The organism is Frankia alni ACN14a (assembly GCF_000058485.1).
Classification (GTDB): Bacteria; Actinomycetota; Actinomycetes; order Frankiales; family Frankiaceae; genus Frankia; species Frankia alni.
Map to the genome: position 1 here is coordinate 3294280 of NC_008278.1, position 25921 is coordinate 3320200.

Below are 25921 nucleotides of genomic sequence, written 5' to 3' on the forward strand. Positions count from 1 at the left end.
AACAGTTTCCCGGTCGACAGGGTTGGAGACTGCGCGTGGCGGGCGCCGGTGCCTCGCCCCGGTCGTCGAGGAGCGCGGACCATGAAAATCGGGATCATCGGGGCGGGACAGATCGGCGGGACGCTGACGCGGCGACTGAGCGAGCTCGGCCACCAGGTGCGGGTGGCCAACTCGCGCGACCCGCAGACCCTGGCGGAACTCGCGGCGCAGAGCGGGGCCACGGCCGTCTGGGCGGCCGACGCCGCCGAGGACGCCGACGTGGTCATCATCAGCATCCCGCAGAAGAACGTTCCGAGCCTGCCGGCGGGCATCCTCAAGGGGGCGAAGCCGGGGGCGCCGGTGATCGAGACGAACAACTACTACCCCCAGCAGCGCGACGGGCGCATCGACGCGATCGAGGCCGGCACCCCGGAGAGCATCTGGGTCGCCGAGCAGATCGGTGCGCCGGTGGTCAAGGTGTTCAACGGGATCTTCTGGAAGCACCTGTTGGAGCGCGGCCGGCCGAAGGGCGCCGAGGGCCGCATCGCGCTGCCGATCGCAGGCGCGGACGGCCCCGCCAAGGAACTGGTGTTCGCGCTGGTCGACGAGCTGGGCTTCGACCCGGTCGACGGCGGCACGCTGGCGGACTCGTGGCGTCAGCAGCCCGGCACCCCCGTCTACGGCGCGGACCTCGACGCCGCCGGCACCGTCAAGGCCTTGGCCGCCGCCTCCCAGGACCGCCCGGCGGACTTCCGCGCCTGACGGCAGCCGCCTGCGGACTCGACCGCGTCAGCCGACGGTCCCGCGCCCGCCGACGGTCCCGCGCCGCCGACGGTCCCGACGCCGCCGACGCTGGTGGCGCCGGTGGCGCACTGGCCGGATGGCCCTACCGTTGAGAGGTACGGGAGGGTCCGCGACCGGACGGTCTCCGGCAGGCGGGGACCGTCGGAGCGCACCCGGCCCGGGAGGTCTGCATGCCGACCGCAGCCCTGCGCACCGTCAAGCTTCCATCCGGCGAACCGATTTCCGCTCTGGGCCTGGGAACCTGGCATTTCGCCGAGGATCCCCGCCTGCGCGATCAGGAGATCGAGGCGATCAGGACCGGGTTGGATCTCGGGATGTCCCTGATCGACACCGCGGAGATGTACGCCGACGGGGCGGCGGAGGAGCTTGTCGGCGAGGCGATCGACGGCCGCCGCGAAGGCGTGTTCCTTGTCAGCAAGGTGCTCCCGCAGCACGCCACGGCGCGTGGGACGATCGCCGCCTGCGAGGCCAGCCTCGCCCGGCTGCGCACCGATGTTGTCGACCTCTATCTCCTGCACTGGCGGGGGCCGGTCCCGCTGGCCGAGACGCTGGAGGCGTTCGTCGAGCTGGTGGAGGCCGGCAGGATCCGGCACTGGGGGGTCAGCAACCTCGACGTGGAGGACATGGCGGAGCTCGTGGAGCTGCCGGGCGGCGAGGCCGTGCAGACCGACCAGGTGCTGTACAACCTGAACCGCCGGGGCACGGAGCTCGACCTGCTTCCGTGGTGCCGCGAACGGGGAATCCCGATCATGGCGTATTCCCCGCTCGAGCTCGGCCGTCTGGCCCACGAGCCGGCGCTCACCGGGATCGCGACCAGCCATGGCGCGACACCGGCCCAGGCCGCGCTCGCCTGGGTGCTGGCGCAGGAAGGCGTGGTCGCGATCCCGCGTTCCCACGACCCCCGCCACGTCCGCGAGGACCGGGAGGCTCTCGACCTGCGGCTGGCCCCCGACGAGCTCGCCGACCTCGACCGTGCGTTCCCGCCGCCGCCCGAGCCGGTGCCGCTGGAGATGCACTGAGCCCGGTCGGCCCGCAGGCCGGCCGGCCCCGCCGCGGGTCGGTTCCCCAAGGCCGGCGGCGGTGATCAACTTCTCCGTTATAGCGGCACTTCTCCTGCCCTGCCACGAAATGTCTCCGCCGGTTCTTCCGCCCGGGGAGCCGTGTTTGAACCGAGCGTTCCTGGGCAGATGCGCGTTGTCGATGTTTTCTCGGTGTGATTCCGATCCCCTGGCCCGGAGACGGGCCTTCGACGGGGGGTTCTTCGCGCCATGCACCCGGACGACGACCCACCACGGCGCCGAAGTCCGGATCACGCGATACGTGGCGAGTTGGCGACTGTGCTGCCCGACGCGCTCGCCGAGTTCGAGTCCATTCTCGGTCATACTCCAGAGCGAATTTCGGGGGTGCGGAGGACGGACGACGGTTGGTCGATCCTGGCGGATGTCGTGGAACTGGATCGCATACCGTCCACGACGAGCGTGCTGGCTACGTACCGGCTCGATGTGGATGCGCGCGGCGCGCTCGTGGGTTATGAGCGCCTACGACGATTCGTTCGGGGTGCTACCGACTAAGTTCCCCTGACCTTGCCAGGACCGCTGATGACCGTCGATCGAAGCCTCGCCACCGGGCCGTCTCGGGCACGGGCGTGGAGTGGGCCACGTTCCGACTCCCTCGCGGATGTGCTGGAACGGGTGCTCGACAAGGGCATCGTGATCGTCGGTGACGTGGTCGTCAGTGTGCTGGACGTCGAGCTGCTCACCCTGAAGCTGCGTCTGTTCATCGCCTCGGCGGACACGGCCCGCGAGATGGGTCTGGACTGGTGGACGGCCGATCCCTTCTTCAACTCCAAGGCACGCTCGTTGCGAGAGGAGAACGAGGAGCTGCGCGGCCGGCTGGCGGCCCTGGAGGCCGCCGGCCGTACGCCTGCGACCGAGGTCGGGCGGGGTCTGCCGGACCGGGCCGCGGTCGAGGCGCCGGCGAGGATGGTCGACGAGCGGCGATGGGCGGCCTCCGCCCCGGTCGCCGCCGCCACTCGACGGCCGTACCTGCCCTGGGCCGATTCCGTGGCAAGCGGAGGAGCGGTGAGCGCAGGAGCGCCGGACGCGACGAGGGGGGAGAGCCGCCATGCCCGCGGCGAGCGACGCTGACAGCCTCGCCGCCCTTGCCCGACAGCTCGCACCCGGCGTGCTCGAGGAAGCCGTCTCCGAGGCGCGCAGTGTGGCCCGGCGCCAGCTCGCGCAGCGCCTGGCGCAGGAGATCACGCGGGTCGTGTTCGACGCGGGGGTGCCGGGACTCGCGCAAGGGTGGACGGGCCTCGCGGAAGGGCTGTGGGGCGAAGGGCTGCCGGGCGAGGCGCCGCCGGGGCCCGACGAGGGGCTGCCGGGTGAGCGCGGGCTAGTGCGGGAGGCCGAGGTCCCCACCGACGACCGCGTGTCAGACGACCGCGTGTCAGGAGACCTCGCGGTCCCGGGCGGTGAGGGGACTGCGGCCGCATCCACGGGCGGGTCTCGCGGGCGCGGTTGCGGCGTCGACGTGGACCACGGCCTGTACGCCTACGGGATCGTACCGGAGCAGAGCCGTCACGTGTCCGATCTCGAAGGTCTGGTGGCCGGGACCGGGGTGCGCGCCGTGGTCCGCCCGCCGGTGGCCCTGGTGGTCTCCGACATCGAGCTCGCGCTGCTGCGTGACCTTGAACAGGACGTCTCGGAGACGGGGCGGCTTGCGGACCTTGCCCGCCGGCACGATCAGGTGCTGCGGGCGTTGGCGGAACGCGGTGGGGTGCTCCCGCTGCGTTTCGGCACGGTCCTGCCAGACGCGGAGCAGGCGTACGCGGTGCTCGATGATCCGGAGCAGACGCTTTCCCGCACGCTGGCCCAGGTTCAGGACACGAGGGAATGGGGCCTGCGGGTCGACGCGCCTCAGCCGGTGGCCGATGCGGCGCCTCTCGACCAGCCCATCGATCCTCCGGTGGAGGTGGCGGGACTCGCGCCGGGATCGGGGACGGCCTATCTTACGGCCCGGCGCCGGGAGATCCGGGCGCAGGAGGCACGCCGGGAAGAACTCGGCACGCTGATCGAACAGGCGGACGAGGAACTGACCGCCTTCGCCCGGGACACCGCGCGACGCCGGGGCGGCCGGGCCGGGCGGATGTTCGACTGCGCGTACCTCGTGCCGCGCTTGGCCGACGAGGAGTTCCTCGCGGCGGCGCGGACGCTGGTGCGGCGACTGACGCAGGCCGGTCTCGACGCCGAGATCACGGGGCCCTGGCCGCCGTATTCCTTCGTGCACGTCACCCTCGGCGGTGGTGGGGACGGCGGTGGTGCGGATGGCGGTGGTGCGGATGGCGGTGGTGCGGATGGCTGAGTCGGGTCGGAGGTGCGAGCCGGGCGGCGGGCCCGTTCCCCGGGGCCGGGCCGGTGTCGCCGGTCTGGTCCGACCCCGCACCCCGGCCACCACGGGCACGCCCTGCTCTGCGGCCCAGCCGCTCGCCGACCTGTTGGACCGGCTCGTGGATCGCGGTGTCGTGATCAGCGGAGACGTCGTGATCGCCCTCGCCGGGGTCGACCTGATCCGGCTCGATCTGCGGCTGCTCCTCGTCGGCATCCAGACGGCCGTGGAGGGTGCTGGGGAGGTGGCGGAATGAGTGGTTCCGGCGGTGCCGGTCGCCCGTTGCGCCTCGACGCCGACCCGGACCAGGTCGGTCGAGGTCTGGGACAGCTCGTCGTGGTCGTCCTCGAACTGCTGCGCGAGGTCCTGGAACGCCAGGCGATCCGCCGGATGGACGGCGGCGAGCTGACGGCGCAGCAGCTCGACGACCTGGGCCAGGCACTGATCGAGATCCGGCACAGCCTCGAGCGGGTCCGCACGTCGCTCGGTGTCACCCAGCGGGAGGCCGACGACGCCGTCGCCCGGGCGCGCCGCCTCGTCGAGGCCGGCGCCGGGGCGGTCCCGGACCGCGGGCCGATGGCACCCGCGCGGCGCTCCGCCCGATCCTGCGCCGACCAGCAATCCTGTCAGAAGGCGAGGTCAGCGCCATGACCGTTGCCAGTCGTCCGATCAATCGAGCTCCCCAACCGAGCAGTCTCGCCGACGTCCTAGACGTGGTTCTCGACAAGGGGATCGTCATCGACGCCTACGTTCGCGTCGCGCTGGTGGGAATCGAGATCCTCACGATCGACGCGCGGATCGTCATTGCCAGCGTCGACACCTACCTGCGGTTCGCGGAAGCGGTGAACCGGCTCGATCTGCAGCCCAGGGAGCAGGTCGCGGGCCTTCCCGGGCTCATGCACGAGGTCACCGAGGGCACCGCTCGGCACAAGACGAGCGGAGCACTCGGCGGACTCAAGGACACCGCCGAGGAGGTGGTCGGCGCGCTGCGTGGTGCGCCCGTCGAGGAACGTCGCGGGCGGGACCTGCCGGTAGGTCGCGAGGCCCCGGCAGAGCGCCGCGGCGGCAAGAAGGGGTGAGCGCCGTGCCCGTCATCGTGTATGGCGTCACGCGAGCGGGGCACCCGGCTCCCGAACCCGCCCCGCCCGGCCTTGGCCACCCCCCGGAACCGGTGCATCTGGTGCGCTTCGGGCCGTTGTCGGCCGCGGTGAGCTGCACCGCCGACGTCGGGGTCCTCGGCGACCAGGAGGCGGTGCACCATCTGGACATCCTGCAGCGGCTGCTGGCACGAGGCCCCGTGCTGCCCCTGCGGTTCGGCACGGTCGCCCCCGACGAGGACGCCGTGCGCGCGGAGGTCCTCGCGCCGCTGGTCGACGTGATGCCGGAGCGGCTCGACGCCGTCGATGGTCTCGTGGAGCTGCGTCTCGACGTGGACGAGGAGGAGCACTCCGCGTTGCAGGCGGTGCTCCCCGGGTCGCCGGCGGCCGCTTACCCGCCACCGGACGATCTGGACGAGCGGATCAGGTTCGGGCAGGAGATCGCCGAGCTGGTCGTGCAGCGGCGGCAGCGGCAGGCCGACGAGATCCTCAGCGAGCTGCAGCCGCTGGCCCGCTCCGATCGGCCGCGACGGCGACACGGCGGGGCAGAGGATCCCGTGCTCAGTTGGGCCTTCCTGCTGGCCGCCGACGACGTCGAGACCTTCGACGCCGCGGTCGCGAGGCTGCGTCGGGCCCGCCCGGAGCTCTCGATCGAGTACGTCGGTCCGTTGCCCGCCATCGACTTCATCGAAATCCCCACCGTCACCCGGGCTTCAGCGGCGGGACCCGCCGACTCGTTTGCGGGCACCGGCCGCTGGGGCTGGGGACCGGAGGGGGACGACCGCAAGGGAGATGATCAACCGTGAGTAGTGCGAAGATCGCCGCGGCGCTCGTCGGCGGCTACGTCCTCGGCCGGACCAAAAAGGCGAAGACGGCCATCGGCGTGGCGCTCTGGCTCACCGGACGCCATCACGACCCCAAGGATGTCCTGCGGGATCAGGCCGTGAAGCTGCTGAAGTCCCCCCAGGGCGAGGAGCTGCTCGCCCAGGTGCGCGGGCCGGTCGTGGAGGCCGGCCGGCGTGCCGCCCTGTCGGTGTACGAGTCCCAGGTCGAGCGTCTCACCGAGAACCTGCAGCAACGGACCCAGCAGCTCGCGGAGACCCTCACCGAGAAGGGCGGCACCACCGCGAAGGCGGCGGCCGGAGCCGTGACCGACGTCCTGAAGACGGTGCCCGGCGCCGGGGGAAAGAAGGACGAGCAGGCGCCCGCGGGGGAGGAGGCGGACGGCACCCCCGAGGGGCAGGCCGAGGGCAGTCCTGGCGAGCAGGCCGAGGGCAGCACCGGCGACCAGCGCGACGGCGCTGCTGGTGATCAGGCCGAGGAATCCGACCAGGGGTCGACGGGAGCGGAGCGGGAGGAGGCGGAGACCGAGGAGAAGGGGTCCGACGACAGTGATGGGGAACGCCGTCCCGCCGGCCGTGCCCCTGCACCCGCGCGCGGCGCTCGTCCTCGCCCTCTCATGGCGGAAGCCGAGTGACGACAGATCGATGAGGAGGGGACATGACGCAGACGACGGCAAAGCAGACGGGCATAGTCGGCGCCCTGCGCGAGAACCCGGCGACGAAGAACCTGGTCGACCAGGCGAAGAACCTGGCGAAGGCGCGGGGTGCCCAGCTGGTCGGGAAGACGACGGAGCGGCTCACCTCGGGTACGGACAAGCTGAACGTGCTCGCCGACACGGGCGGTGCGGCCTCCGCGCTCAAGGCGGGCTCCCAGCAGCTGGCCAGCGGGAAGTCGCCGCTGCGGGCCGCGTTCGCGACGGCGGCCACGGCGGCGAAGGACAAGGTCAAGTCGGTGCTGCATCTCGGTGGCAAGGGGGCCGGCGGAAAGGGCGGGCCGCCGAAGGCCACGAACATCGAGGAGACGATCGATGTCGGGGTGCCGGTCTCCGTGGCCTATGACCAGTGGACGCAGTACCCGCAGTTCTCTCGCTTCATGAAGGGCGTCGAGGCGGTGGACGCGAAGAGCGAGACCGAGCAGAACTGGCGGGTCAAGGTCTTCAAATCCCGGCGTAGCTGGGCGGCCAAGGTCCAGGAGCAGATACCGGACCGGCGGATCGTGTGGACCTCGGAGGGCCCGAAGGGCTCCACCAAGGGAGCCGTCACGTTCCACCCGCTCGCCGACGACCTGACCCGGGTGCTGCTGGCCATGGAATACTACCCGTCCGGACTCATGGAGAAGATCGGTAATATCTGGCGGGCCGGTGGTCGACGGGCCCGGCTCGATCTCAAGCATTTCCGCCGCTACATCACGATGCAGGGTGAGGCGAGCGGTTCGTGGCGGGGTGTGATCCGCGACGGCGAGGTCGTCCAACGGCCCGACGAAGGAGAACAGGGCGCGGAGGAGTCCGAGGGCACGCGGGACGCCGACGACGCGGCCAACTCGGGCCGCGGCGACGCCGGGCGGCCCGCGGGCGCGACACCCGGGCCCTCGGGCGAGGACACCGGCGACGAGTCCGAACAGACCTCCGACGCTGAAGCCAGGCCCAAGGCGTCGGTCGGCGGCTGATCGTCCATGCCGGCGGGACGTGCCGGAGGGTGATCTCGGCAGGCGGGCCGGGCCCGACGACCGGGGGCCTCGTCGTCGCCGACGAGGCTACGGCCGCGCGCAGGGCACGCGGTCAGGCCGGGGCCCCGGCCAGCAGGGCGTCGATCTGGCCCAGGGCCTCGGACATGCCCTCGACCATGCCCATGGACACCATCTGCTCCATCGCCTCGGAGGAGGGGAAGGTGCTCTCGATCGTCATCACGGTCGCCGACTCGTCCTCCGCGGTGAGCCGGACGCGGACGATCGTGGTGGGCATGTCGAGGTTGGGGCGGCCCTCGTCGTCGGCGAAGCCGTCCTCGAACTCCAGCCGGTGCGGGACGTCGACCGCCCGGACGCGCCACCATCCGTAGTGCCTGTCTCCCTCCGGCCCGGTCATGAAGTAGGTGACCGAGCCGCCGGGAGCCAGGTCGTGCTCGACGACCGTCGCCGGGTAGGTCGGCGGGCCCCACCACCGCTCGAGCTGGCGCGGGTCGGCCCAGATCCGCCACACCCGCTGCGGCGGTGCCTCGAACCTGGAGCTGATGGCGAGGCTGAGGGCCTCAGGATCGGTCTTCACGTCGATCACGGTCATGCGCGTTGCTCCCTGCCGTCTGTATCGTTCGTCGGATCTGGTCGGTGCCTGTCTGCGGTGTCGCTGATTGCGGTGTCGCTGTCTGCGGTGTCGCTCTCGGGTGGGTCCGGCTCGGCGAGGATCGCGGCCATCCGATCGATGCGTCCCCGCCACAGGTCCGCAAGCTCGTCCAGCAACCGACGCACCTCGCGCAGCGCGTCCGCGTTGCCCCGCACGCGCTGCTCCCGACCCTGCCGCCGCTTCGTGACCAGCCCGGCGCCCTCCAGCACCGCCACGTGCTTCTGCACGGCCGCGAAGCTCATCGGGAACCGCCGGGCCAGGTCGGAGACCGAGTGCTCACCGGTCAGGGTGAGTGCCACGATCTCGCGCCTCGTCGCGTCGGCCAGGGCATGGAAGAGGCGATCGGCCTGCTCGGTGGAGCTCTGATCTACAACCATCAGGTTGTACGTTAGCGGACGCCGGTGAACGAGGCAAGGTCGGCGTCACCGCAACCGCCGGTCCGTGCGGCGGCGGCCGACGACCTTCCCGCTCTGGCTGCCCGCTCCCGGCCGCCCGCGTCCGCAAGCTCGCGTCGCCTGTGCCGCCCGCAGGCTCGCGTCGCCCGTTCCGCCCGTTCCGCCCGTTCCGCCCGTTCCGCCCGTGCCGCCCGTTCCGCCCGTTCCGCCCGTGCCGCCCGTTCCGCCCGTGCCGCCCGTTCCGCCCGTGCCGCCCGTGCCGCCCGTTCCGCCCGTTCCGTCCGTGCCGCCTGTCCGTCCGTGCCGCCTGTCCGTCCGTGCCGCCTGCAGGCTCGCGTCGGTCGCTCTCGTCTGCACACTCGCGTCGATCGCTCTCGGTCTTGGACCCGCGCTGCGGGTTCGGGCGCGTGCGGACTGCTCTCGGCCCTGTGTCCGCTCATGCCCTCATGCGCTACCCGCCCAGGCGCTAACGCTCGGAGCTGGCTGCGGCGCTGTCTGCTCCGCAGGCCTGTCCCCCAGGGTTGTCGGGGGCGCGAGTCTCGGCGCGGCCTACCGGTGCGGTTCGAGCTCGCTGCCGGTGTCACCGGTTCCTGAGATGCCCCACCGGAACCCGGAAGTTGCCCCCTCCACTGTCATCGGGCGCCCGGCGCACCAAGACCGGACACACGCTGGGAGCGGCCACTCCGTAAGAGTACGACTACGACTCATTGTTGGCGGATCGGCACGGAGATGGTTCTGCTGGCGCCGCAGGGGGACAGCCTTGGTGCTGTGGTCGTGCCTTCCGTCCGCGTGGCGAACAGAAAGCCGCCCTGGTTACGGATACGAACATACGTTCGACTTTTGAAAGGGATTTACTTAGGCTTTCCTCATGGTCTGGAATTCTGCCGGTGCCGGTGGGTCGTCTGCGCTGCTCGAAGGGGTCGCGGCAGTGTCCTCCGGGGTGGACGAGCTGAACGACGGCCGAGTGTGGGCGCTGTCGGATGCCGAGCTGGATGCCTGTCTGATTGACTGCACGGCGGTAATGACACGGCTAGCGGCGTTTCGGCTTCAGGTGGTCGCTGAGGTGCACGGCCGGGGTCTGGCGCGGCGGGTCGGTGCAAGCAGCACAGCGGCGTTGCTGCGGGAACGGCTGCGGCTGCGGGCGGCGGACGCCGGCCGTCTGGTTGATCTGGCCGTGGCCGTGGACGGCCCGCTGGCGGCCACCGGGCAGCGGCTGGCCGCGGGGGAGATCCGTGTGGAGCAGGCATTGGTGATCGCTGCGGGGATGCGGTCGCTGCCCGCCGAGGCGACCGCAGACGTGCGCCGGCGGGCGGAGGCGTTCCTGCTGCGGCAGGCCGATGAGTTCGATCCGACCGCGCTGGCCCGGCTGGCCCGTCACCTACGCGAGACCTTGACCTGGGTAGATCCCAGCCCCGGCGGCGATCCGCCCGAGTCGACTCCCGGCGGCGGGTCTGCCAGCCAGGGCGATGCGCCGGATGCCAGCGGGCAGTCCGGTGACGGAGAGTCAGGCGGTAGCGGCGCGAACAACGGCCAGCCCCACAACCCCGCTGACCCCGCCGGCCCTGCCGATCCCGGGGGTCCCGGCGCCGATCCCGGCGGTCTGGCTGGTGGGGGTGGAGAGGATCCGGCGGGGCGGCGGGGGCTGTGGTTGTCGGAGTTGCCGGACGGGATGACCCGGATCAGCGGCGAGCTCGAGGCGGAAGCCGCCGCTCTGCTGCGCACCGCGCTGGACTCGCTGTCCGCACCCCGCCCCGCCTTCGACGGCACTCTCGACCCGCGTAACCCCGCCCGGCGGCGCGCCGACGCCCTCGTCGACCTGCTCGGCCGCCCCCTCGACACTGCCGCACTGCCCGTCACCGGCGGGATCCGCCCGCACCTGGCCGTGACCGTCCCCTGGGCGGCGCTGCTCGGCGGCTCTGGCCTGCCCGCGACCACCAGTTGGGGACAGCCCCTTTCCCGGGAGGTCCTTCGTCGCATCGCCTGTGACGCGTCGGTCCGTCGCATCATTCTCGACCCCGCCGGCGTCCCCCTCGACGTCGGCCGTGCGCACCGCACTGTCACCGCCGACATCCGCCAGGCACTGATCGCCCGGGACAACGGCTGCGCGTTTCCCGGCTGCGATCGTCCGGTAGGATGGTGCGAAGCGCATCATATCCGCCATTGGATTGACGGCGGTCATACTTCGCTGGACAACAGCGTCCTTCTCTGCGGTTATCACCACCGGACTGTCCACCATCAGGGTTGGACCGTTCAACTAGGCCCTGACCGGCGACCCGAATTCCTGCCTCCGGCCTGGATCGACCCCGACCGTACCCCCCGCCGGAATCCCTACACCCGCCACCCCCACTCCCTACTCTACGACGTCGCCGCCGGATGAACCCGACCGCAGCCGTGACCATATTCCGCCTGCTCTCGCTCGCAATTGGGCGAGGACTAACCCCTCGGTGGCGGCCCCGGCTCTGGGCGGCCCCGAACACTGGAGGCGAGCAGTTGATGGATGACGACAGCGACATGATGGCCACTCATCCGGCGGAAGGGGACTGCTGGCATGGCGCCGACCCCGCCGAGGGGCTCCGAGCCAGTGAACGTCGGCTGCAGGCGGCGCAGTTGGCCTCCGACGTCGAGGTGCTCGACGAGCCGATCGATGAGCGACTCGTGTTCACGGGGCCCGACGGCGCACTCCACACCAAGGCGGATGACCTGCACATCCACCGGTCCGGCGACCAGGTGATGAACAAGGTCGTCGAGGAGGACCTCACCGTCATCGTCGCTGGGCGGACCGGCGTGACCCTCTTTCTCGGCACGGTCGAGGGCCGGCTGCGCGGCGAACCGTTCAGCGCCCGCGTCCGCTACACCCGCACCTGGCATCGCGGCGAGCACGGCTGGCGGTTGCTCGCGGCCCACGTCAGCGCCGCATGACCGGCGCCGGCAGCGGCCCCCCACGGCACCGCGACACCATCGCCGGCCGCGGATACCGGCGACGGGCGGTTCCGAGAAAGGACGCCGGTTCCGGAAGAAGGGTAGGCGACTCCGGGGGACGTCAGACGGCTTCGCAGGAGGACGGTCGGCCGCGGGGACGGCCGGCCGGTCTGCGGTCCGCATCGCCTTGCCCGGCCGGCCGCCACGACCCACGCCCAGCCCGTGGCCGTCGCGGATGCCCGGTTCCCGACCCTCGTCCGGCGGTTGTCCGCACGGTGCCACCGCCGGGACGTCACAGGCGCGATCCCCGGTCAGTCGCGGGCGAAACCCCGACGGTCGCCGACCCGCTCAGCCGCGGATGAGCAGTACGACGGCCGCGGTCACCCCGCCGAGGGCGACGGCGGCGGCGCCGACGTCGAGGCGGTTGTCGCGCAGGACGGGCAACCGGGCGTCGACCGAGAGGCGACCGGGGCCGGTCAGGGCGAGAGACAGGGCCGCCATGGCGATCAGGATCTCGTACTCGATGCCGTCCGGGGCGAAGAACCCGCCGCCCCAGCGGATCGCCATGGCATTGATCAGCGTGCCGAGGATCGCGGCGGCGGCGAGCGGCGTGAGCAGGCCGACTGCCAGGCCGATTCCACCGAGGGTCTCGGTGAGCCCGGCGACGACGGCGAAGGCCCGGCCCGACGGATAGCCGGCGCTGGTGAAGAACGCCCCGGTGCTGTCGAGGCCGCCGCCGCCGAACCAGCCGAACAGCTTCTGGGTGCCGTGGCCGGCCATGGTGACGCCGACGGTCAGACGCAGCAGGAGCAGTCCGAGATCGCGCCCCGTCGGCGCCGGGCGCCGACGTGCCTTCTCTGCGCGTGCATCGCCTGCTCCGATGATCGCTCCGTCTCCCGTCCGGCCAGGGGCTGCTTGCTGAGCATCCAATGTCATTGACGCATCGTATACAGACGATCACTTTTCGCGTCCGCGACCCCGGTCGCGATCGACCCCCCGGGGGTGTCACATCCGGCTGAATGCGTCGATGTCCTGGTAGAAGTCGCGGACGGTCTGTTCGGTCGGCGACGGCCCACGTCCCGAGGGGCGAACGCGAGCCGGCGCACACCGGGGATACTCGGGGTTGGCCCGCGTCACCCCGGGCGATGGCGACCTAGGCCCGGCGGGCCGACCTGGAGGAGCGTCGGATGAAGTCGTCGGCTCGCCTCGGCCGCCCGGTGAACGCCGACGCCGAGCGCACCCGGCGCCGGATCCTGCTGGCGGCGATGACGCATGTGGCCGAGGTGGGGTACTCGAGGGCGACGATGAAGTCCATCGCCGAGCAGGCGGACCTGACGAGCGCGGCGATCTACCGGTACTTCCCGTCCAAGGCGGACCTGGTCCTCCAGGCGCTCGACGACGTCTTCGCCGACGTGGTGGGGCGGCTGGAGGCGGCGGCCTTCTCCGTCGAGGGGCTGCGGGCCCGTCTGGTCGCCCTGCTGGAGGAGGCCCTCGCGTGCATGGCGGATCACCCGTCGATGACCCGCTTCGAGGCGAGCCTGCTGTTCGAGTCGACGCACTCGCCGGAGTTCGCGGCCGCGGTGGGGTACCGCCGCCACACCGAGGAGACGCTCTACCGTCGGCTGGTCGTCGAGGCGGTCGACACCGGTGAGCTGCCCGTCGGCACCTCCGTCGAGGCCATGGTCGATCTGCTCACCTCGGTGAGCTGGGGGCTGACCCACCTGTCGGTGACGGCCACGGCCGATCGACACCGGGCGGCCATCCGACTGACCGAGTCGTTGCTCGCCCAGGGATTCCCGACCGGCTCCTGAGCGGGAGCGGCCCGCCCCACCCGCCCTGCAGGCGCCGTGGGTGTCGGGCGGGTCGGCGTGGCGGGCGGCGGTGTGGCGACCTGGCCGATTCCTGCCGATCCATCGCCGTTCGAGCATTGACATGAGCTACGTCACATCTTAAAGTAAGTGACTGTTTATTTACTTCTACGTCACTGCCGTGCAGGCGACCGCCGGATGCGGCGCGCCGGGGGACCCGACGCGCACCGGTGCGGGCGCACCCGCGAAGGAGGAGATGCGTTGACCATCCACGCCGAACCGGAGGCTCCCAGGCGGGCGGCCTCGCCGGCCTTCCCCCACGCGATCACCGATCCCTCGCGGGTACCGGTCGGACGGTACTTCGACCGGGAGTTCGCCCGGCGGGAGAACGAGAAGCTGTGGCCGCACGCCTGGCAGTTCGCCTGCCGGCTGGACGAGATATTACGGCCCGGCGACTTCACCGAATACCGCATCAACGACCAGTCCATCCTCATCGTGCGGGAGACCGCCGACACCGTGAAGGCGTACTTCAACGCCTGCCGGCACCGGGCGACCGCGCTGGGAAACGGCACCGGCACGTTCCACGGCGGTCAGATCGTCTGCCCCTACCACGGCTGGCGGTGGAACCTGGACGGGTCGAGCTCCTACGTCTACGCACGGCGCGGTTTCGCGCCCGACTGCCTCGATCCGGACTCCCTGCGGCTGCGCGAGTGCCAGGTCGGGACGATGTTCGGGCTGGTCTTCGTCAACATGGATCCCGCGGCCCCTCCGCTGGCCACGGCGATGGCCGGAATCGCGTCGACCCTGGCGCCCATCGGGTTCGAGCGGATGCGGGTCCGCTGGTGGCGTCACCTCATTCTGCCGGCGAACTGGAAGATGGCGCAGGAGGCCTTCATGGAGGCCTACCACATCATGCAGGCGCATCCGTCGCTGAGCATGGGCGCGGCGGACGACGACTACGACATCGACGTGCTCGGCGGCAACTTCGAGTGCTTCGCCGGCGGGCATGCTCATCTGCGGCCCAGCGACGGCTCGGTGCCCGTCCCCGGAATGTCCATGGCGGACTACTTCACCCAGTTCAACAACGCGCTCTACGTCGGGACGGACGCGTACGCGACCGACCGGGAGATGTTTCTCCAGCAGAGCCTGGCGACCCGCGACATCGACCCGGACGAGTACCCCATGGCCTTCTTCGGGGCGCTCTACGAGTACGCAGCGGGCGCCGGCATCCCGCTTCCGCCGCCGGCCACCGACACCACCGGCTATGCGCACATCTTCCCGAACATGACGGTGCTCCCCGCGTACGGGAACTCCATCATCTACCGGGTGCGGCCGAACGGGAACGACCCCGAGTCGTGCCTGTTCGAGGTGTGGGCGGTCCAGATCCCCGCCGACGGCGACGACGAGCCCGACCCCCCGGTCCTGGAGGGCCCGATCGAGATCGAGGACTGGCCGCAGATCTTCAAGGAGGACTTCCGTAACATCGCCGCGCAGCAGAAGGGCGTGCACACCCAGGGCATGCGGGACCTGGTCCTCTCCGGCCGCTACGAGTCGATGATCGTGAACAGTCATCGGGTGATCGACGAATACCTGTCCCGATGACGCCGCGCCCGGCGCGGGTGCGGGTCGAGCCCGCCGGGATCGACCTCCAGGTCGGCGTGGGCGAGACCGTCTTCGCCGCCGCGCTGCGTACGGATCTGACCTGGCCGACGATCTGTTACGGACAGGCTCGGTGCACCGCGTGCGCCCTTCGGGTGGTCGACGGCCACCAGCACCTCGGCCCGCCGGACTCCGTCGAGCAGGGCGTCCTGCGCCAGCTCGCCAGCCGGCGCGGCCGGCGATCCAGTCGTGACACCAGGCTGGCCTGCCGGCTCACCGTCACCGGTGACGTGACGGTCGAGAAACGGGGCGTCCGACCGAATTCCCGGAACGCCGCGGACGCCGACCCGGCGCGGTAGCACCGGCGCGGATCGGCGCCGCCTGCCGCGAAGCCCAGAACCGACTCTCTGACATCTGTGCCGGAGCCCACCGGGGGAGTGCTTCGGAACCGAGGAGCGAGCACCCATGGATTCAGCTGAACCAACACACTTATCCGCGGCCACCGCCGACACCGTCACCGAATCGTTCGACGTGGTCGTGGTCGGATTCGGCGGGGCGGGGGCGTGCGCGGCGATCGCGGCCGCCGAGCGCGGCGCCTCCGTCGTCGTCCTGGACCGCTTCTACGGCGGCGGTTCGACGACGCACTCGGGCGGTGTCGTCTACGCCGGCGGTGGCACCGCCCAGCAGACCCAGGCCGGGGTCACCGACACCGTCGAGGGCATGTACGAGTATCTCCGCCTGGAGGTCGGCGACGCCGTCAGCGCCGGCACGCTGCGCCGGTTCGTCGAGGGCAGCCGGGAGATGCTCGCATGGCTCGGCCGGCAGGGGGTCGAGTTCGAGGGCAGCCTGTGCCCGTACAAGACGTCCTATCCGACGAACCGGCACTACCTCTACTACTCGGGCAACGAGCTGGCCACCGGCTACGCCGACGTCGCGCGCCCGGCACCGCGGGGGCACCGCACCCACGCGAGGAACTTCTCGGGGGCGACCTTCTACGGCCGGTTGCGGGACTCTGCGCTGCGCCTGGGGGTCACCTTCCGCCCGCTCGCCGAGGCCCGCGGCCTCGTCGTGGAGAACGGCCGCGTGGTCGGCGTCGACTACGACGGGCCACCGCCGGGACGTGAACCGGGCGGATGGCACCGGACGTACACGGAGCTCGCGGCGAAGGCCCACGTGTGGAATCCGGCGCTCGGCGCCCGGCTCAGCGCGCTCGCGGTCGCCGCCGCCCGTCGGCGGTCGACACCGCGGCGGGTCCGGGCGATCGGCGGGGTGGTGCTGACCACCGGTGGGTACGGCTTCAACCGGGAACTCGTCGCGCGCCACGCCCCCGACTGGGCGGGGCTCGCGGCGCTCGGCACGGCGGGCGACACCGGCGCCGCCCTCGGCCTCGCCGCCGCGGTGGACGCCGCTACCTCGCACCTGGAGAAGATGTCCGGCTGGCGGTTCCTCTCTCCGCCCTCGGACTTCATGCGCGGAATCGTCGTGAACGACCAGGGCGCACGCTTCGCCAACGAGCAACTCTACGGCGCGACCTTCTCCGCGCCCCTCGTCGAGGAGCAGCACGCCCGCGGCTACCTCGTCGTCGACGCCGAGACGTGGCGCCGGGCCCGGGGCCAGATCCGCACGCAGTCGGCGTTCTTCCACCTTCCCCAGCTGGCCTACCTGTTCGGCCCCGCCGGCCACCGGCGCGCCGCCACCCTCGGCGAGCTGGCCCGCCGGGTGGGCATCGACCCGGCCGGCCTGGACAGGACGGTCCGGGAGTACAACGACACGGCCGCGGCCGGCCTGCCGGACCGGTTCGGCAAGACCGGCGAGTTCCACCGCGCGATCGGCGCCGGCCCCTACTACGCGGTGGACGTCTCGGCCCGCACCTCGTCGCTCTACCCGTTCCCGTTCATCACCCTCGGGGGGCTGGTGGTCGACGAGGACAGCGGCGAGGTCCTGCGCCGCGACGCCTCGCGCGTGCCCGGCCTGTACGCCGGGGGGCGGGCGGCGGTCGGCCTGTGCAGCAACAGCTACGTCTCCGGGCTCTCGCTCGCCGACGCCGTCTTCTCGGGCCGGCGCGCCGGTGCGCATGCGGCGGGCCGAGCCGGCCGCTCCACGCAGGCCGTCGCCCCCGGTCAGGCCGCCCACTCCGGTCAGACCGCCCACTCCGGTCAGGCCGCCCATCCCAGTAAGACCGCCCACTCCAGCAAGACCGCCCACTCAAGGCAAGGGGAGCTCTCGTGAGCATCTCGGCACCCCCGGACTCGGCCGCCGCGGTGGATTTCTCCGCGCCTCCGGACCTCGACGTCCAGCTCGGTCTGTTCCGCACCGCCACCCGGATCGCGCGCTTCGACGAGAAGTACCGCTCCCTGATGACCAGCGGCGCGATCGGGGGCATGTACTACTCGCCGCGCGGGCAGGAGTTCGCCGCCGCGTCCGTCGCCGCCCACCTGCGCCGCGACGACTACGTCGTCACCACCTACCGCGGACTGCACGACCAGATCGCCAAGGGCGTGCCGCTGCGCGAGCTGTGGGCCGAGTACCTCGGCAAGGCGGCCGGCACCTGCGGGGGCAAGGGCGGCCCGATGCACGTCACCGCGCCCGAGTACGGGCTCATGGTGACCACGGGCGTCGTCGGATCGGGCCTGCCGATCGCCAACGGGCTGGCCCTGTCGGCCCAGCTCCGCGGCACCGACCAGGTCACCGTGGTCAACTTCGGCGACGGCGCGTCCAACATCGGCGCGTTTCACGAGTCGCTGAACCTGGCGTCGATCTGGCGCCTGCCCGTCATCTTCGTCTGCCAGAACAACCGCTACGCCGAGTACACGCCGCTGCGTGAGGGCACGTCGGTCGACCGGATCGCGCAGCGGGCCGCCGCGTACTCCCTTCCCGGCGTCACCGTGGACGGCAACGATCCGATCGAGCTGTACAACGCCGCCGGCGCCGCGATCGAGCGGGCCAGGACCGGCGGCGGCCCGACGCTGCTGGAGGCGATGACCTTCCGGTTCTGCGGCCACATCATGGGCGACCAGCAGGTCTACATGCCCCCGGAGGAACTGCGGGCCGCCATCGCCGCCGACCCGCTGGTGCGCTTCCGGGCGCAGCTCGCCGCCGATGTCGGCGAGGACGAGCTCGCCGCGGTCGAGCGCGCCGCCGCGGACGAGGTGGCCGACGCCTGGGAGTTCGCGCGAACCGCCGAGCTGCCCGCGGCGAGCGCACTGACCACCGACGTGTACGCGGACACCACGCAGGACGGAGCGACCAGATGACAGGCGCCGGGACGGCGACGCAGCAGAAGGCCCGCACGCTCGGCATGGTGCAGGCCGTCAACGAGGCCCTCGACGTCGCGCTGGGCGCCGACCCGGCGGTCTTCGCCCTCGGCGAGGACATCCAGGAGCCCGGCGGCGGCGGGTTCGGCGTCCACAAGGGCCTGGGTGTGAAGCACGGCGCGCACCGGGTGCGGATGACCCCCATCTCCGAGCAGGCCATCCTGGGCGCGGCGATCGGGGCGGCCATCTCGGGCCTGCGGCCGGTCGCCGAGATCATGCTGATGAACTTCGTGCACGTCTGCATGGACCAGCTCGTCAACCACGCCGCGAAGCTGCGTTACATGTCCGGCGGGCGGACGCCGGTGCCGCTGACCGTGCGGACCGCCACCGGTGCGGGCGGCGGCTTCGGCGCACAGCACTCGGACATGCTCGAGGCCCAGCTCGTGCACGCGGCCGGGCTCAAGGTGGTGGTGCCGAGCAACCCGGCGGACGCCAAGGGGCTGCTGCTGTCCTGCATCTTCGACGACGACCCGTGCGTGTTCGTCGAGGTGACCGGGCTGTACTTCGCCGCCCGCGGCCCGGTGCCCGAGGGGGACTACCGGATTCCGCTGGGCCAGGCGCACATCGCCCGGGCGGGTGATGACATCACGGTGATCACCTACGGGCGCCAGGTGGCCGACTGCCTGGCGGTCGCCGAGCAGCTCGCGGGCGAGGGGGTGGGCGTCGAGGTGATCGACCTGCGCACCCTGCAGCCACTCGACACCACGACCCTGCTCACCTCCGTCGCCCGGACCCGCCGGGCCGTGGTCGTCCACGAGGCGGTGCGCCGCAACGGCTTCGGCGCCGAGCTCTCCGCGACGATCCACGCCGAGCTGTTCGGCCAGCTCGCGGCCCCCGTCGCCCGGGTCACCGCGCCCGACACGCCGGTGCCCTACGCGCGCTCCCTGGAGGAGGCCTACATCCCGAGCCAGGCACGGATCGCGGCGGCCATCCGCTCCACGCTCTGACCTGGCCGGCGATCCAGGCACCGAACCGATCAGCCGAACAGTCAGAGGAGACACGCCCGGTGGCGGAGGAACTGCGCATTCCCCAGCTCGGAGTGACGATGACCGAGGGCGTCATCGGCGAGTGGCTCGCCGATGACGGAGCCGCCGTCGAGGCGGGCCAGCCGCTCTACGTCCTGGCGACCGACAAGACCGAGACCGAGATCGAGGCGCCCGCCGCGGGCACGCTGGTGATCCTCGGCGTGCCGGAGGAGACCTACCCGGTGGGCACCCTGGTCGGCCGGATCGAGTGACCGCGAGGCACCCCGCCGCGGTCCTACCAGGCGGGGTGCAGCTCGCGGGCCCGGCAGAGGTCCTGGGCCTCGATCGTCGTGCCGAGCAGGGAGTCGGCGTCGGGGCTGTCCAGCAGCCAGCGCACGGTCGCGCCGATCGCCGAGGGGGGAGCGGCCCCGACGAGCTCGCGACCGTAGTCGCGCACCGAGATCTCGTTGCGCTCGGTGGCGACGAAGCCGGGCTCGACGTTGAACACGCGCAGCCCGCGCCCGGCGTATTCGGTGTGCAGGATTCCGACCAGCGGGTTTCCCGACGCCTTGCCGACGGCGTAGGCCAGCCCCCAGCCGCCCTGCCCGGCCGGGGCGGGCGGGACGAGCCACGCGGCGCCGGAGGTGATGGTGACGACGGCCCCGCCGCCGCGGGCGAGCATCGCCGGCAGCAGCGCGCGGGTGAGGATGATCGGGGCGATGCAGTGCGCCTCGAACATCTTCTCGTAGGCGTCGAGCGGGGTGTCGAGGAAGACGTCCATGATTCCGGGGCCGATGTAGCGCCCGTTGTGGACGATGACGTCCACGCCGCCCCAGGTGTCGAGGATGCGGCGCGCGGCCGCCTCGACCGATTCCCGGTCGGTCAGGTCGCACGGTACGACCAGGGCCTCGCGCCCGCGGGCCTCGATCTCGGCGGCGGTCTCGGCCAGGCTGCCGGGTAAGGGGCGCTCGTCGGAGTGGTGCACCGTCAACGCGTTGTCGCGGATCTCGCCCGGCCGCACCGTGCGGGCCGAGACCGCCAGGTCGTAGCCGGCCTCGGCCAGGGACAGGGCGATCGCCTTGCCGATGCCGCGGCTCGCGCCGGTGACGAATGCTGTGGGCATCAAACCTCCAGAGCCGGATTGGATCATCAACAACCTATCGTCTTGTAGTGATCGCCGTCACCTGTGGCGGGGAGCCAGGTCTGTTGCAAGCCCGCCGCAAGCGGACCGCCGCGCAGGCCAAGCGGCGGCCAAGTGGGCGTCGGCACGGTGGAGCACGTCCACAGATTCGTGCCTCACCTGGGGAGCCGCCCATGTCCACGCTCGCGCCCGACCCCGCCGCCCCCGAGCGCACCGCCCTTGATCGCACCGTCCCCGATCGCACTGCCCTCGCCACCGCCCTCGATCGCGGGCTGGCCGACCTCGCCGGGCGTATCGGTGGTGAGATCCTGCTGCCCGGCAGCGACGCCTACGCCGCCACCGCCACGCCGTGGAACGTCACCGCCGCCTCGGCGCCGGTGGCCGTCGTCGCCGTCGCGGACGCCGCCGACGTGGCGGCCGCGATCCGCTTCGCCGACGTCCACGACCTCGACGTCGTCGTCCAGGCGACGGGGCACGGCGCGGTGGCGTACAGCCGGCCGAGCCTGCTCGTGCACACCGGGCGGCTCGACGAGGTGACCATCGACCCGGTGCGCCGCACGGCCCGCGTCGGCGCCGGGGTGCGCTGGCAGCGGGTGCTCGACGCCGCCGCGCAGCACGGTCTCGGCGCGCTGGCCGGCTCCGCGCCGCACGTCGGCGTCGTCGGCTACCTCACCGGGGGCGGGCTGTCCCCGGTGGCCCGGACCTTCGGCTACGGCAGCGACCTGGTGACCGCGTTCGACGTCGTCACCGGCGACGGCGAGCCGCGCCGGGTCACCGCCACGCAGAACCCGGCGCTGTTCTGGGCGCTGCGCGGCGGCAAGGGCGCGCTCGGCGTGGTCACCGCGGTGGAGTTCGCGCTGCTGGACGTCGCGGAGCTCTTTGGCGGCTGCCTGTACTTCGACGGTACTCACGCGGACCGGGTCGTGTCGGCGTGGAAGACCTGGTCGGCGGGCCTGCCGGAGCAGGCGACCACGTCGCTGGCGGTGCTGCGGCTGCCGCCGTCGCCCGCGGTGCCGCCGCCGCTGGCGGGCCGGTGCACGGTCGCGGTCCGCTTCGCCTGGGTCGGCGACTCCGCGGACGGCGAGCGGATCGTCGACCCGATCCGCGGGCTGGCACCGGTCATCCTCGGCGGCCTCGGGGTCCTGCCCTTCCACGCGCTTGGCATGATCCACGCCGACCCGGTCGACCCGATGCCGGTCCACGAACGCGCGGCGCTGCTGCGCGACCTGCCGGACACGGCGGTGCAGACCCTGCTGCGGCTGACCGGGCCCGACTCGGCGTGCCCGCAGGTCATCGTCGAGCTGCGGCTGCTCGGCGGGGCGCTGGGGCGCGAGCCCCGCGAGCCCAGCGCCGTCTGCCACCGGGACGCGGCGTATTCGCTGCTGACCATCGGCGTCGCCGCGCCGCCGATCGTCGAGGCCACCGTCGGGCACGCCGCCGGCCTGATGGCGGCGATGCGACCCTGGACGGACGGGCGCTCGGCGCCGAACTTCGAGGCGAGCGCGGACCCGGCGGTCGTCGCCGGCAAGTACGATCCCGCCGTGCTGACCCGGCTCGCCACCCTCACCGCCGGCTACGACCCGAACGCCCGCATCGCGGCGTCCCACCCGGTGCGTGCCGCGGCCGGCCTGCTGCACTCCTGAGCGGGCGAGGCGGGAACGGCCATCATGGGGAACGTGTCGTTCTACCGGCTGTTCGGGCCGATCGAGGTCGTCCGGGACGGGCGGCCGATCCTGCTCGGTGGCCCCAAGCAGCGGGCCGTGCTCGCCACGCTGCTGCTCGACGCCGGCCGGGTGGTCTCCGTCGACCGGATCGCCGACGCCGTCTGGGGGGCGCAGCATCCGCCGAGCAAGCTGTCGAGCCTGCACGCGCACATCTCCAACCTGCGTCGGCTGCTGCGCGACGACGAGCGGGCGACCTCGCCGATCCTGCGCCGCACCCCCGGCTACGTCGCGGATCTGCCCGCCGGCGACATCGACGTGCGACTGTTCGAGGCCGAGTGCGACCGGGCCCAGGCGGCCGCGGACGGCGAGGACTGGCCGAGGGCGGTCGAGGCGGCGGACCGGGCGGCGGCGCTGCGCCGGGGGCCGTTGCTCGCCGAGTTCGCCGACGAGCCGTGGGTGCTGGCCGCGGCGGGAGCGCTGGACGAGCGGTGGGTGCAGGGCGAGCAGAGCGCGGTCGTCGGCCTGCTCGGCGCGGGGCGGATCACCGCCGCGGTACTGCGCTCGCGTCGGCTGCTCGCCGATGCGCCGCTGGCGCAGCGGGCCTGCTGGCTGCACGTGATCGCGCTGTACCGGGCGGGACGCGCCGCCGAGGCGCTGGAGGTGCTGCGCGCGCAGGCCCGCCGCATGGACGTCGAGCTCGGGCTGGAGGTGGGCCCGGCGCTGCGGGACCTCCACGGCGCGATCCTGCGCCAGGATCCCGGCCTGGAGTCGTGGCCGGTGCCCCGCCACCAGGCGGCGACCGGCCCCCTCGACCGGGCCGGGTCCGCCGGCGGCAGCGGCGCCCCGACCGCCGACGGTGTCGCCGGTCGGGGGGCGCAGGCGGCGTCGGAGCCGGGCGATCTGGTGGGACGGGTGCGGGAGCTCGCCGCGTTGGAGTCGGTGCTGTCGCAGGCGCGCACGGGAGCCGGGCGCTGGGTGGTGCTCACCGGGCCGGCGGGCATCGGCAAGAGCCGTCTGGCCGAGGAGGCCGCGGCCCGCTGGCAACGGGCCGGCGGGGCCGTGTCGCGCACCGGCTGCCCGGACGACGACGCGGTTCCGCCGTGGTGGCCGGTGCGCCAGCTCCTGCGCGACCTCGGCGCCGACCCCGAGGACGCGCTCACCCCACCGAGCGGCGTCGACGCGGACGCGGCCCGCTTCGCCGTCTACGACCGGGTGCTCGGCGCGCTGGCCGAGGCGGTGCGGGTCCGACCCCTGCTGCTGGTCGCCGAGGACGTGCACTGGGCGGACCCCGCGTCGTTGCGGCTGCTCACCCACCTGGCGGGCGCGGGCACCGTGCCCGGCCTCGCGGTGATCGCGACCGCGCGTGACGTCGCCGGGCGGCCGGAACTGGACCGGCTGCTCGCCACGGCGGCCCGCCGGCACGGCTCCCGGCACCTGGCCGTGCCGCCGCTGACCGAGGCCGAGGTGTCCGAGCTGGTCAGCCGGATCAGCGGGCAGGCGATCGACGCCGCCGAGGCCGCGCAGCTCGCCGAGCGGACCAGCGGCAATCCGTTCTTCGTCTGCGAGTACGCCCGGCTGCCCGCGGACGAGCGCGCCGGCGGGCAGGTCCCGGTGGCGGTGCGCTCGGTGCTCGGCCAGCGTCTCGCCGGTCTCGACCCAGCGGTGCTGCAGGTGCTGCGGGCCGCCGCGGTCATCGGCGACGCCCTGGACATCGAGCTGCTCGCCCGCGTCACCAGGCTTGACCGCGACGAGCTCGCCGACCTGCTCGACGAGGCCGCGGACGAGCACGTGATCGTCCAGGCCGCCGGCACCGGACGGTACGTGTTCGCGCACGCCCTGCTGCGTGAGGAGGTCGTCGCCGGGATCTCCCATCTGCGCCGCCAGCGGCTGCACCTGCGGATCGCCGAGGCGATCGGGTCGGCACCGGGCGGCGAGGCGCTGACCCGGCGGGCCGCGCACCTCGTCGCCGCGGCCCCCCTCGCCGACGCGGCCGACGTGTTCGACGCCTGCCGGGCGGCGGCGGTCGAGGCCGACAACCGGTGGCACGCCGACCTGGCCGCCTACTGGTGGGCGCAGGCGTTGGACACCCTCGACCGCGGCCCGGTCGACCTCGACCCCGAGGTCGACCGGGACGAGCTGGTCGTCGCCCGGGTCGGCTCGCTGGCCCGGGCGGGTCGGGGGCAGACACTGCTCGACGTCGTCGACGCGGGACTGCTCGACGCGCTGCGCCGCGGACGGCTGGACTCCGCCGGCCGGCTGGCCGCCGCGCTCCTGCGTACCAGCGGCTCCTGGCCGTGGGCGGTCTTCGGCGACGACCCGGCCCCGCTGCTGGCCCGCCTCGCCGGGCTGGAGACACTCGTCGCTGCCGATCCCGTCGCGCACGTGCGGGTGCTGTCCGCGCTCGCCGTCGGAAGTTGCTACGACCCGGACGGCTCGGTGCCCGACCTGCTCAGCCGCCGGGCGGTCGAGCTGGCCGAGCGGATCGGCGACGGCGAGGCGCTGGCCGACGCGCTGCTCGGCCGGGCCCTGGCCTTCTCCGGGATCGCGACGCGGGCCGCCGAGACCGTCGAGCTGATCGGCCGGCTCGCGACCGTGCCGCATGCCAGCGCCCCGGTCGACGAGGTGATCGGCCACGGTCTGCTCTATCTCGCGAAGGCGGCGCTGGGCGACCCGGCGGCGGTCGAGCACGCTCGCCTGGGCGCGCTCGGCAGCGACCTGCTGCGGCTGCCGGCGAGCCGGGTGCAGTTCCGCTGGGCGCAGGGGTCGCTCGCCCTGTGGCGCGACGACGAGCTGAGTACCGCCGAGGGGATCTACCGGCACGCCGCCGAGCTGCACCGGGAGACCGAGCTCTACCAGAGCGGCGCCGACCACGCGGCGCGGCTGACCCTGCGCTGGGAGCAGGGCCGACTGCACGAGGACGACGCGCAGGCGCTGCCGGACAGCCCGTTCGCGCCGTTGGCGGCGGTGCTCACCGCCGTCGCCCGCGGCGAGCCGGTCGCCGACGAGCTGATCGCCGCGGAGCTCGCCCGGTCCGAGCCGGTGTCCTGGACGACGCACAGCCGGCTGACGATCCTCGCCCACGCCGTCGCCGACCGCGGTCTGCGCGAGCACGCCGCCACGCTCGCCGCCCGGCTGGCACCGGTGTCGCACTGCGTGGCCAACGTGGGCCACTGCGGCATGGCCGGACCGGTCGCGCTGGCCCTCGCCCGCCTCGCCGCCCTGACCGGCGACGTCGCGGGCGCCCGGGTGCACCTGGCGACGGCGACGGCGCTCGCCGCCCGTTCCCACGGCGTCGGCGCGTTGCTGCGGTGCCGGCTGGTCGCCGCCCAGCTCGCCCAGCTCGCCGATCCCGCCGATCCGGCGGACGCCGCCGATCCGGCCGACGCCGCCGAGCTGCGCGACATCGCCGAGCGGGCCACCCGGCGCGGGATGGTCGGCGTCGCCGGCGACGCCCGCGCCCTGCTCGCCGCGCGGAGCTGACCGCTGATCTCGGGGGTGGTCGACCTTGACAGGACGATCCACTTCCGCCAGGATCGAATGTATGTTCGATCTCTTCGGAGTCCGGCCCCGCCCTCGCCTCGCCCCCGAGCGCCGCACCGCGTCCAGGAGCCACCTGACGCCCAGGGGTCACGCCGCGCCCAGGGGCCGCGTCACGCCGGACGGTCGGATTC

General features: G+C 72.9%; 26 protein-coding genes. 22 read left to right on the top strand and 4 right to left on the bottom strand.

The annotated features are described in order from the left end of the window. The first annotated feature begins 81 nt into the window (after positions 1 to 81). The 11 genes from FRAAL_RS13180 to FRAAL_RS13230 all read left to right on the top strand — a co-directional run bounded on the left by FRAAL_RS13180 (position 82) and on the right by FRAAL_RS13230 (position 7775). Complete coding sequence (locus FRAAL_RS13180) at positions 82 to 741, top strand: NADPH-dependent F420 reductase (protein ID WP_041939267.1); 660 nt, start codon at positions 82 to 84, stop codon at positions 739 to 741. A 212-nt stretch (positions 742 to 953) separates the two neighbouring features. Then, positions 954 to 1802, top strand: a complete 849-nt coding sequence (locus FRAAL_RS13185) for an aldo/keto reductase (protein ID WP_011604169.1) — start codon at positions 954 to 956, stop codon at positions 1800 to 1802. Positions 1803 to 2051: 249 nt separating this feature from the next. After that, positions 2052 to 2354, top strand: coding sequence for a gas vesicle protein GvpO (gvpO, locus tag FRAAL_RS13190; protein ID WP_082121838.1), 303 nt, complete (start codon positions 2052 to 2054; stop codon positions 2352 to 2354). A gap of 27 nt (positions 2355 to 2381) precedes the next feature. Beyond that, a complete protein-coding gene (locus tag FRAAL_RS31680; RefSeq protein ID WP_083866787.1) occupies positions 2382 to 2930 on the top strand; it encodes a gas vesicle protein in 549 nt (182 codons plus the stop codon). Next, entirely contained in the window at positions 2908 to 4146 is a 1239-nt protein-coding gene (locus tag FRAAL_RS13200; RefSeq protein ID WP_011604171.1) for a GvpL/GvpF family gas vesicle protein, read from the top strand. The genes FRAAL_RS31680 and FRAAL_RS13200 overlap by 23 nt, the downstream gene beginning before the upstream one ends. After that, positions 4139 to 4426 carry a gas vesicle protein gene (locus FRAAL_RS13205; RefSeq protein ID WP_083866999.1) on the top strand — a complete coding sequence of 96 codons (288 nt, stop codon included), beginning with the start codon at positions 4139 to 4141 and terminating at the stop codon, positions 4424 to 4426. Before FRAAL_RS13200 ends, FRAAL_RS13205 begins: the two co-directional genes overlap by 8 nt. Beyond that, positions 4423 to 4821 (top strand): gas vesicle protein GvpK, encoded by a 399-nt coding sequence (gene gvpK, locus FRAAL_RS13210; protein ID WP_041939268.1) that lies wholly within the window; start codon positions 4423 to 4425, stop codon positions 4819 to 4821. Before FRAAL_RS13205 ends, gvpK begins: the two co-directional genes overlap by 4 nt. Then, on the top strand, positions 4818 to 5249 hold the full coding sequence (locus FRAAL_RS13215) for a gas vesicle structural protein GvpA (RefSeq protein WP_011604174.1): 432 nt from the start codon (positions 4818 to 4820) through the stop codon (positions 5247 to 5249). The genes gvpK and FRAAL_RS13215 overlap by 4 nt, the downstream gene beginning before the upstream one ends. Before the next feature lie 5 nt (positions 5250 to 5254). Next, positions 5255 to 6073, top strand: a complete 819-nt coding sequence (locus tag FRAAL_RS13220) for a GvpL/GvpF family gas vesicle protein (protein WP_041940497.1) — start codon at positions 5255 to 5257, stop codon at positions 6071 to 6073. Beyond that, the gene (locus tag FRAAL_RS13225) at positions 6070 to 6744 is read left to right on the top strand and encodes a hypothetical protein (RefSeq protein WP_011604176.1); all 675 of its coding nucleotides are present in this window, start codon (positions 6070 to 6072) and stop codon (positions 6742 to 6744) included. Before FRAAL_RS13220 ends, FRAAL_RS13225 begins: the two co-directional genes overlap by 4 nt. 23 nt (positions 6745 to 6767) lie before the next feature. Then, entirely contained in the window at positions 6768 to 7775 is a 1008-nt protein-coding gene (locus FRAAL_RS13230) for an SRPBCC family protein (RefSeq protein ID WP_011604177.1), read from the top strand. 112 nt (positions 7776 to 7887) lie between these two features. Here the strand turns inward: FRAAL_RS13230 and FRAAL_RS13235 are convergent, their stop codons facing one another. Then, a complete protein-coding gene (locus FRAAL_RS13235; protein ID WP_041939269.1) occupies positions 7888 to 8385 on the bottom strand; it encodes an SRPBCC family protein in 498 nt (165 codons plus the stop codon). Further along, on the bottom strand, positions 8382 to 8822 hold the full coding sequence (locus tag FRAAL_RS13240; protein WP_011604179.1) for an ArsR/SmtB family transcription factor: 441 nt from the start codon (positions 8820 to 8822) through the stop codon (positions 8382 to 8384). Before FRAAL_RS13240 ends, FRAAL_RS13235 begins: the two co-directional genes overlap by 4 nt. Before the next feature lie 886 nt (positions 8823 to 9708). Here FRAAL_RS13240 and FRAAL_RS13245 point away from each other — a divergent pair. Together FRAAL_RS13245 and FRAAL_RS13250 are read left to right on the top strand one after the other, a co-directional pair. Continuing rightward, the gene (locus tag FRAAL_RS13245; protein ID WP_011604181.1) at positions 9709 to 11217 is read left to right on the top strand and encodes an HNH endonuclease signature motif containing protein; all 1509 of its coding nucleotides are present in this window, start codon (positions 9709 to 9711) and stop codon (positions 11215 to 11217) included. 116 nt (positions 11218 to 11333) lie between these two features. After that, on the top strand, positions 11334 to 11759 hold the full coding sequence (locus FRAAL_RS13250; RefSeq protein ID WP_200912873.1) for a nuclear transport factor 2 family protein: 426 nt from the start codon (positions 11334 to 11336) through the stop codon (positions 11757 to 11759). A gap of 348 nt (positions 11760 to 12107) precedes the next feature. Here the strand turns inward: FRAAL_RS13250 and FRAAL_RS13255 are convergent, their stop codons facing one another. Then, positions 12108 to 12695 carry a DoxX family protein gene (locus FRAAL_RS13255; protein ID WP_011604183.1) on the bottom strand — a complete coding sequence of 196 codons (588 nt, stop codon included), beginning with the start codon at positions 12693 to 12695 and terminating at the stop codon, positions 12108 to 12110. Positions 12696 to 12946: 251 nt separating this feature from the next. Between FRAAL_RS13255 and FRAAL_RS13260 the strand changes: the two genes are divergently transcribed. The 7 genes from FRAAL_RS13260 to FRAAL_RS13290 all read left to right on the top strand — a co-directional run bounded on the left by FRAAL_RS13260 (position 12947) and on the right by FRAAL_RS13290 (position 19717). Then, positions 12947 to 13570, top strand: a complete 624-nt coding sequence (locus FRAAL_RS13260) for a TetR/AcrR family transcriptional regulator (protein ID WP_011604184.1) — start codon at positions 12947 to 12949, stop codon at positions 13568 to 13570. Between the two features lie 258 nt (positions 13571 to 13828). Next, positions 13829 to 15169 (top strand): aromatic ring-hydroxylating oxygenase subunit alpha, encoded by a 1341-nt coding sequence (locus FRAAL_RS13265; RefSeq protein WP_011604185.1) that lies wholly within the window; start codon positions 13829 to 13831, stop codon positions 15167 to 15169. Further along, the gene (locus FRAAL_RS13270; protein WP_011604186.1) at positions 15166 to 15525 is read left to right on the top strand and encodes a 2Fe-2S iron-sulfur cluster-binding protein; all 360 of its coding nucleotides are present in this window, start codon (positions 15166 to 15168) and stop codon (positions 15523 to 15525) included. Before FRAAL_RS13265 ends, FRAAL_RS13270 begins: the two co-directional genes overlap by 4 nt. A 106-nt stretch (positions 15526 to 15631) precedes the next feature. Then, complete coding sequence (locus FRAAL_RS13275; RefSeq protein ID WP_011604187.1) at positions 15632 to 17395, top strand: FAD-binding protein; 1764 nt, start codon at positions 15632 to 15634, stop codon at positions 17393 to 17395. Next, positions 17392 to 18420: a thiamine pyrophosphate-dependent dehydrogenase E1 component subunit alpha gene (locus FRAAL_RS13280; RefSeq protein ID WP_011604188.1), complete on the top strand. Its 1029-nt coding sequence runs from the start codon at positions 17392 to 17394 to the stop codon at positions 18418 to 18420. Before FRAAL_RS13275 ends, FRAAL_RS13280 begins: the two co-directional genes overlap by 4 nt. Next, the gene (locus FRAAL_RS13285) at positions 18417 to 19427 is read left to right on the top strand and encodes an alpha-ketoacid dehydrogenase subunit beta (RefSeq protein WP_011604189.1); all 1011 of its coding nucleotides are present in this window, start codon (positions 18417 to 18419) and stop codon (positions 19425 to 19427) included. The genes FRAAL_RS13280 and FRAAL_RS13285 overlap by 4 nt, the downstream gene beginning before the upstream one ends. 59 nt (positions 19428 to 19486) lie before the next feature. Continuing rightward, positions 19487 to 19717: a lipoyl domain-containing protein gene (locus FRAAL_RS13290; RefSeq protein WP_011604190.1), complete on the top strand. Its 231-nt coding sequence runs from the start codon at positions 19487 to 19489 to the stop codon at positions 19715 to 19717. Positions 19718 to 19740: 23 nt separating this feature from the next. On the opposite strand, the gene FRAAL_RS13295 is transcribed toward FRAAL_RS13290, so the two are convergent. After that, positions 19741 to 20568 carry an SDR family NAD(P)-dependent oxidoreductase gene (locus FRAAL_RS13295; RefSeq protein WP_041939270.1) on the bottom strand — a complete coding sequence of 276 codons (828 nt, stop codon included), beginning with the start codon at positions 20566 to 20568 and terminating at the stop codon, positions 19741 to 19743. 191 nt (positions 20569 to 20759) lie between these two features. Here FRAAL_RS13295 and FRAAL_RS13300 point away from each other — a divergent pair, with 191 nt between their 5' ends. Continuing rightward, positions 20760 to 22229, top strand: coding sequence for an FAD-binding oxidoreductase (locus FRAAL_RS13300; RefSeq protein WP_011604192.1), 1470 nt, complete (start codon positions 20760 to 20762; stop codon positions 22227 to 22229). Positions 22230 to 22253: 24 nt separating this feature from the next. Then, positions 22254 to 25730, top strand: coding sequence for an ATP-binding protein (locus FRAAL_RS13305; RefSeq protein ID WP_011604193.1), 3477 nt, complete (start codon positions 22254 to 22256; stop codon positions 25728 to 25730). Positions 25731 to 25921 lie beyond the last annotated feature (191 nt).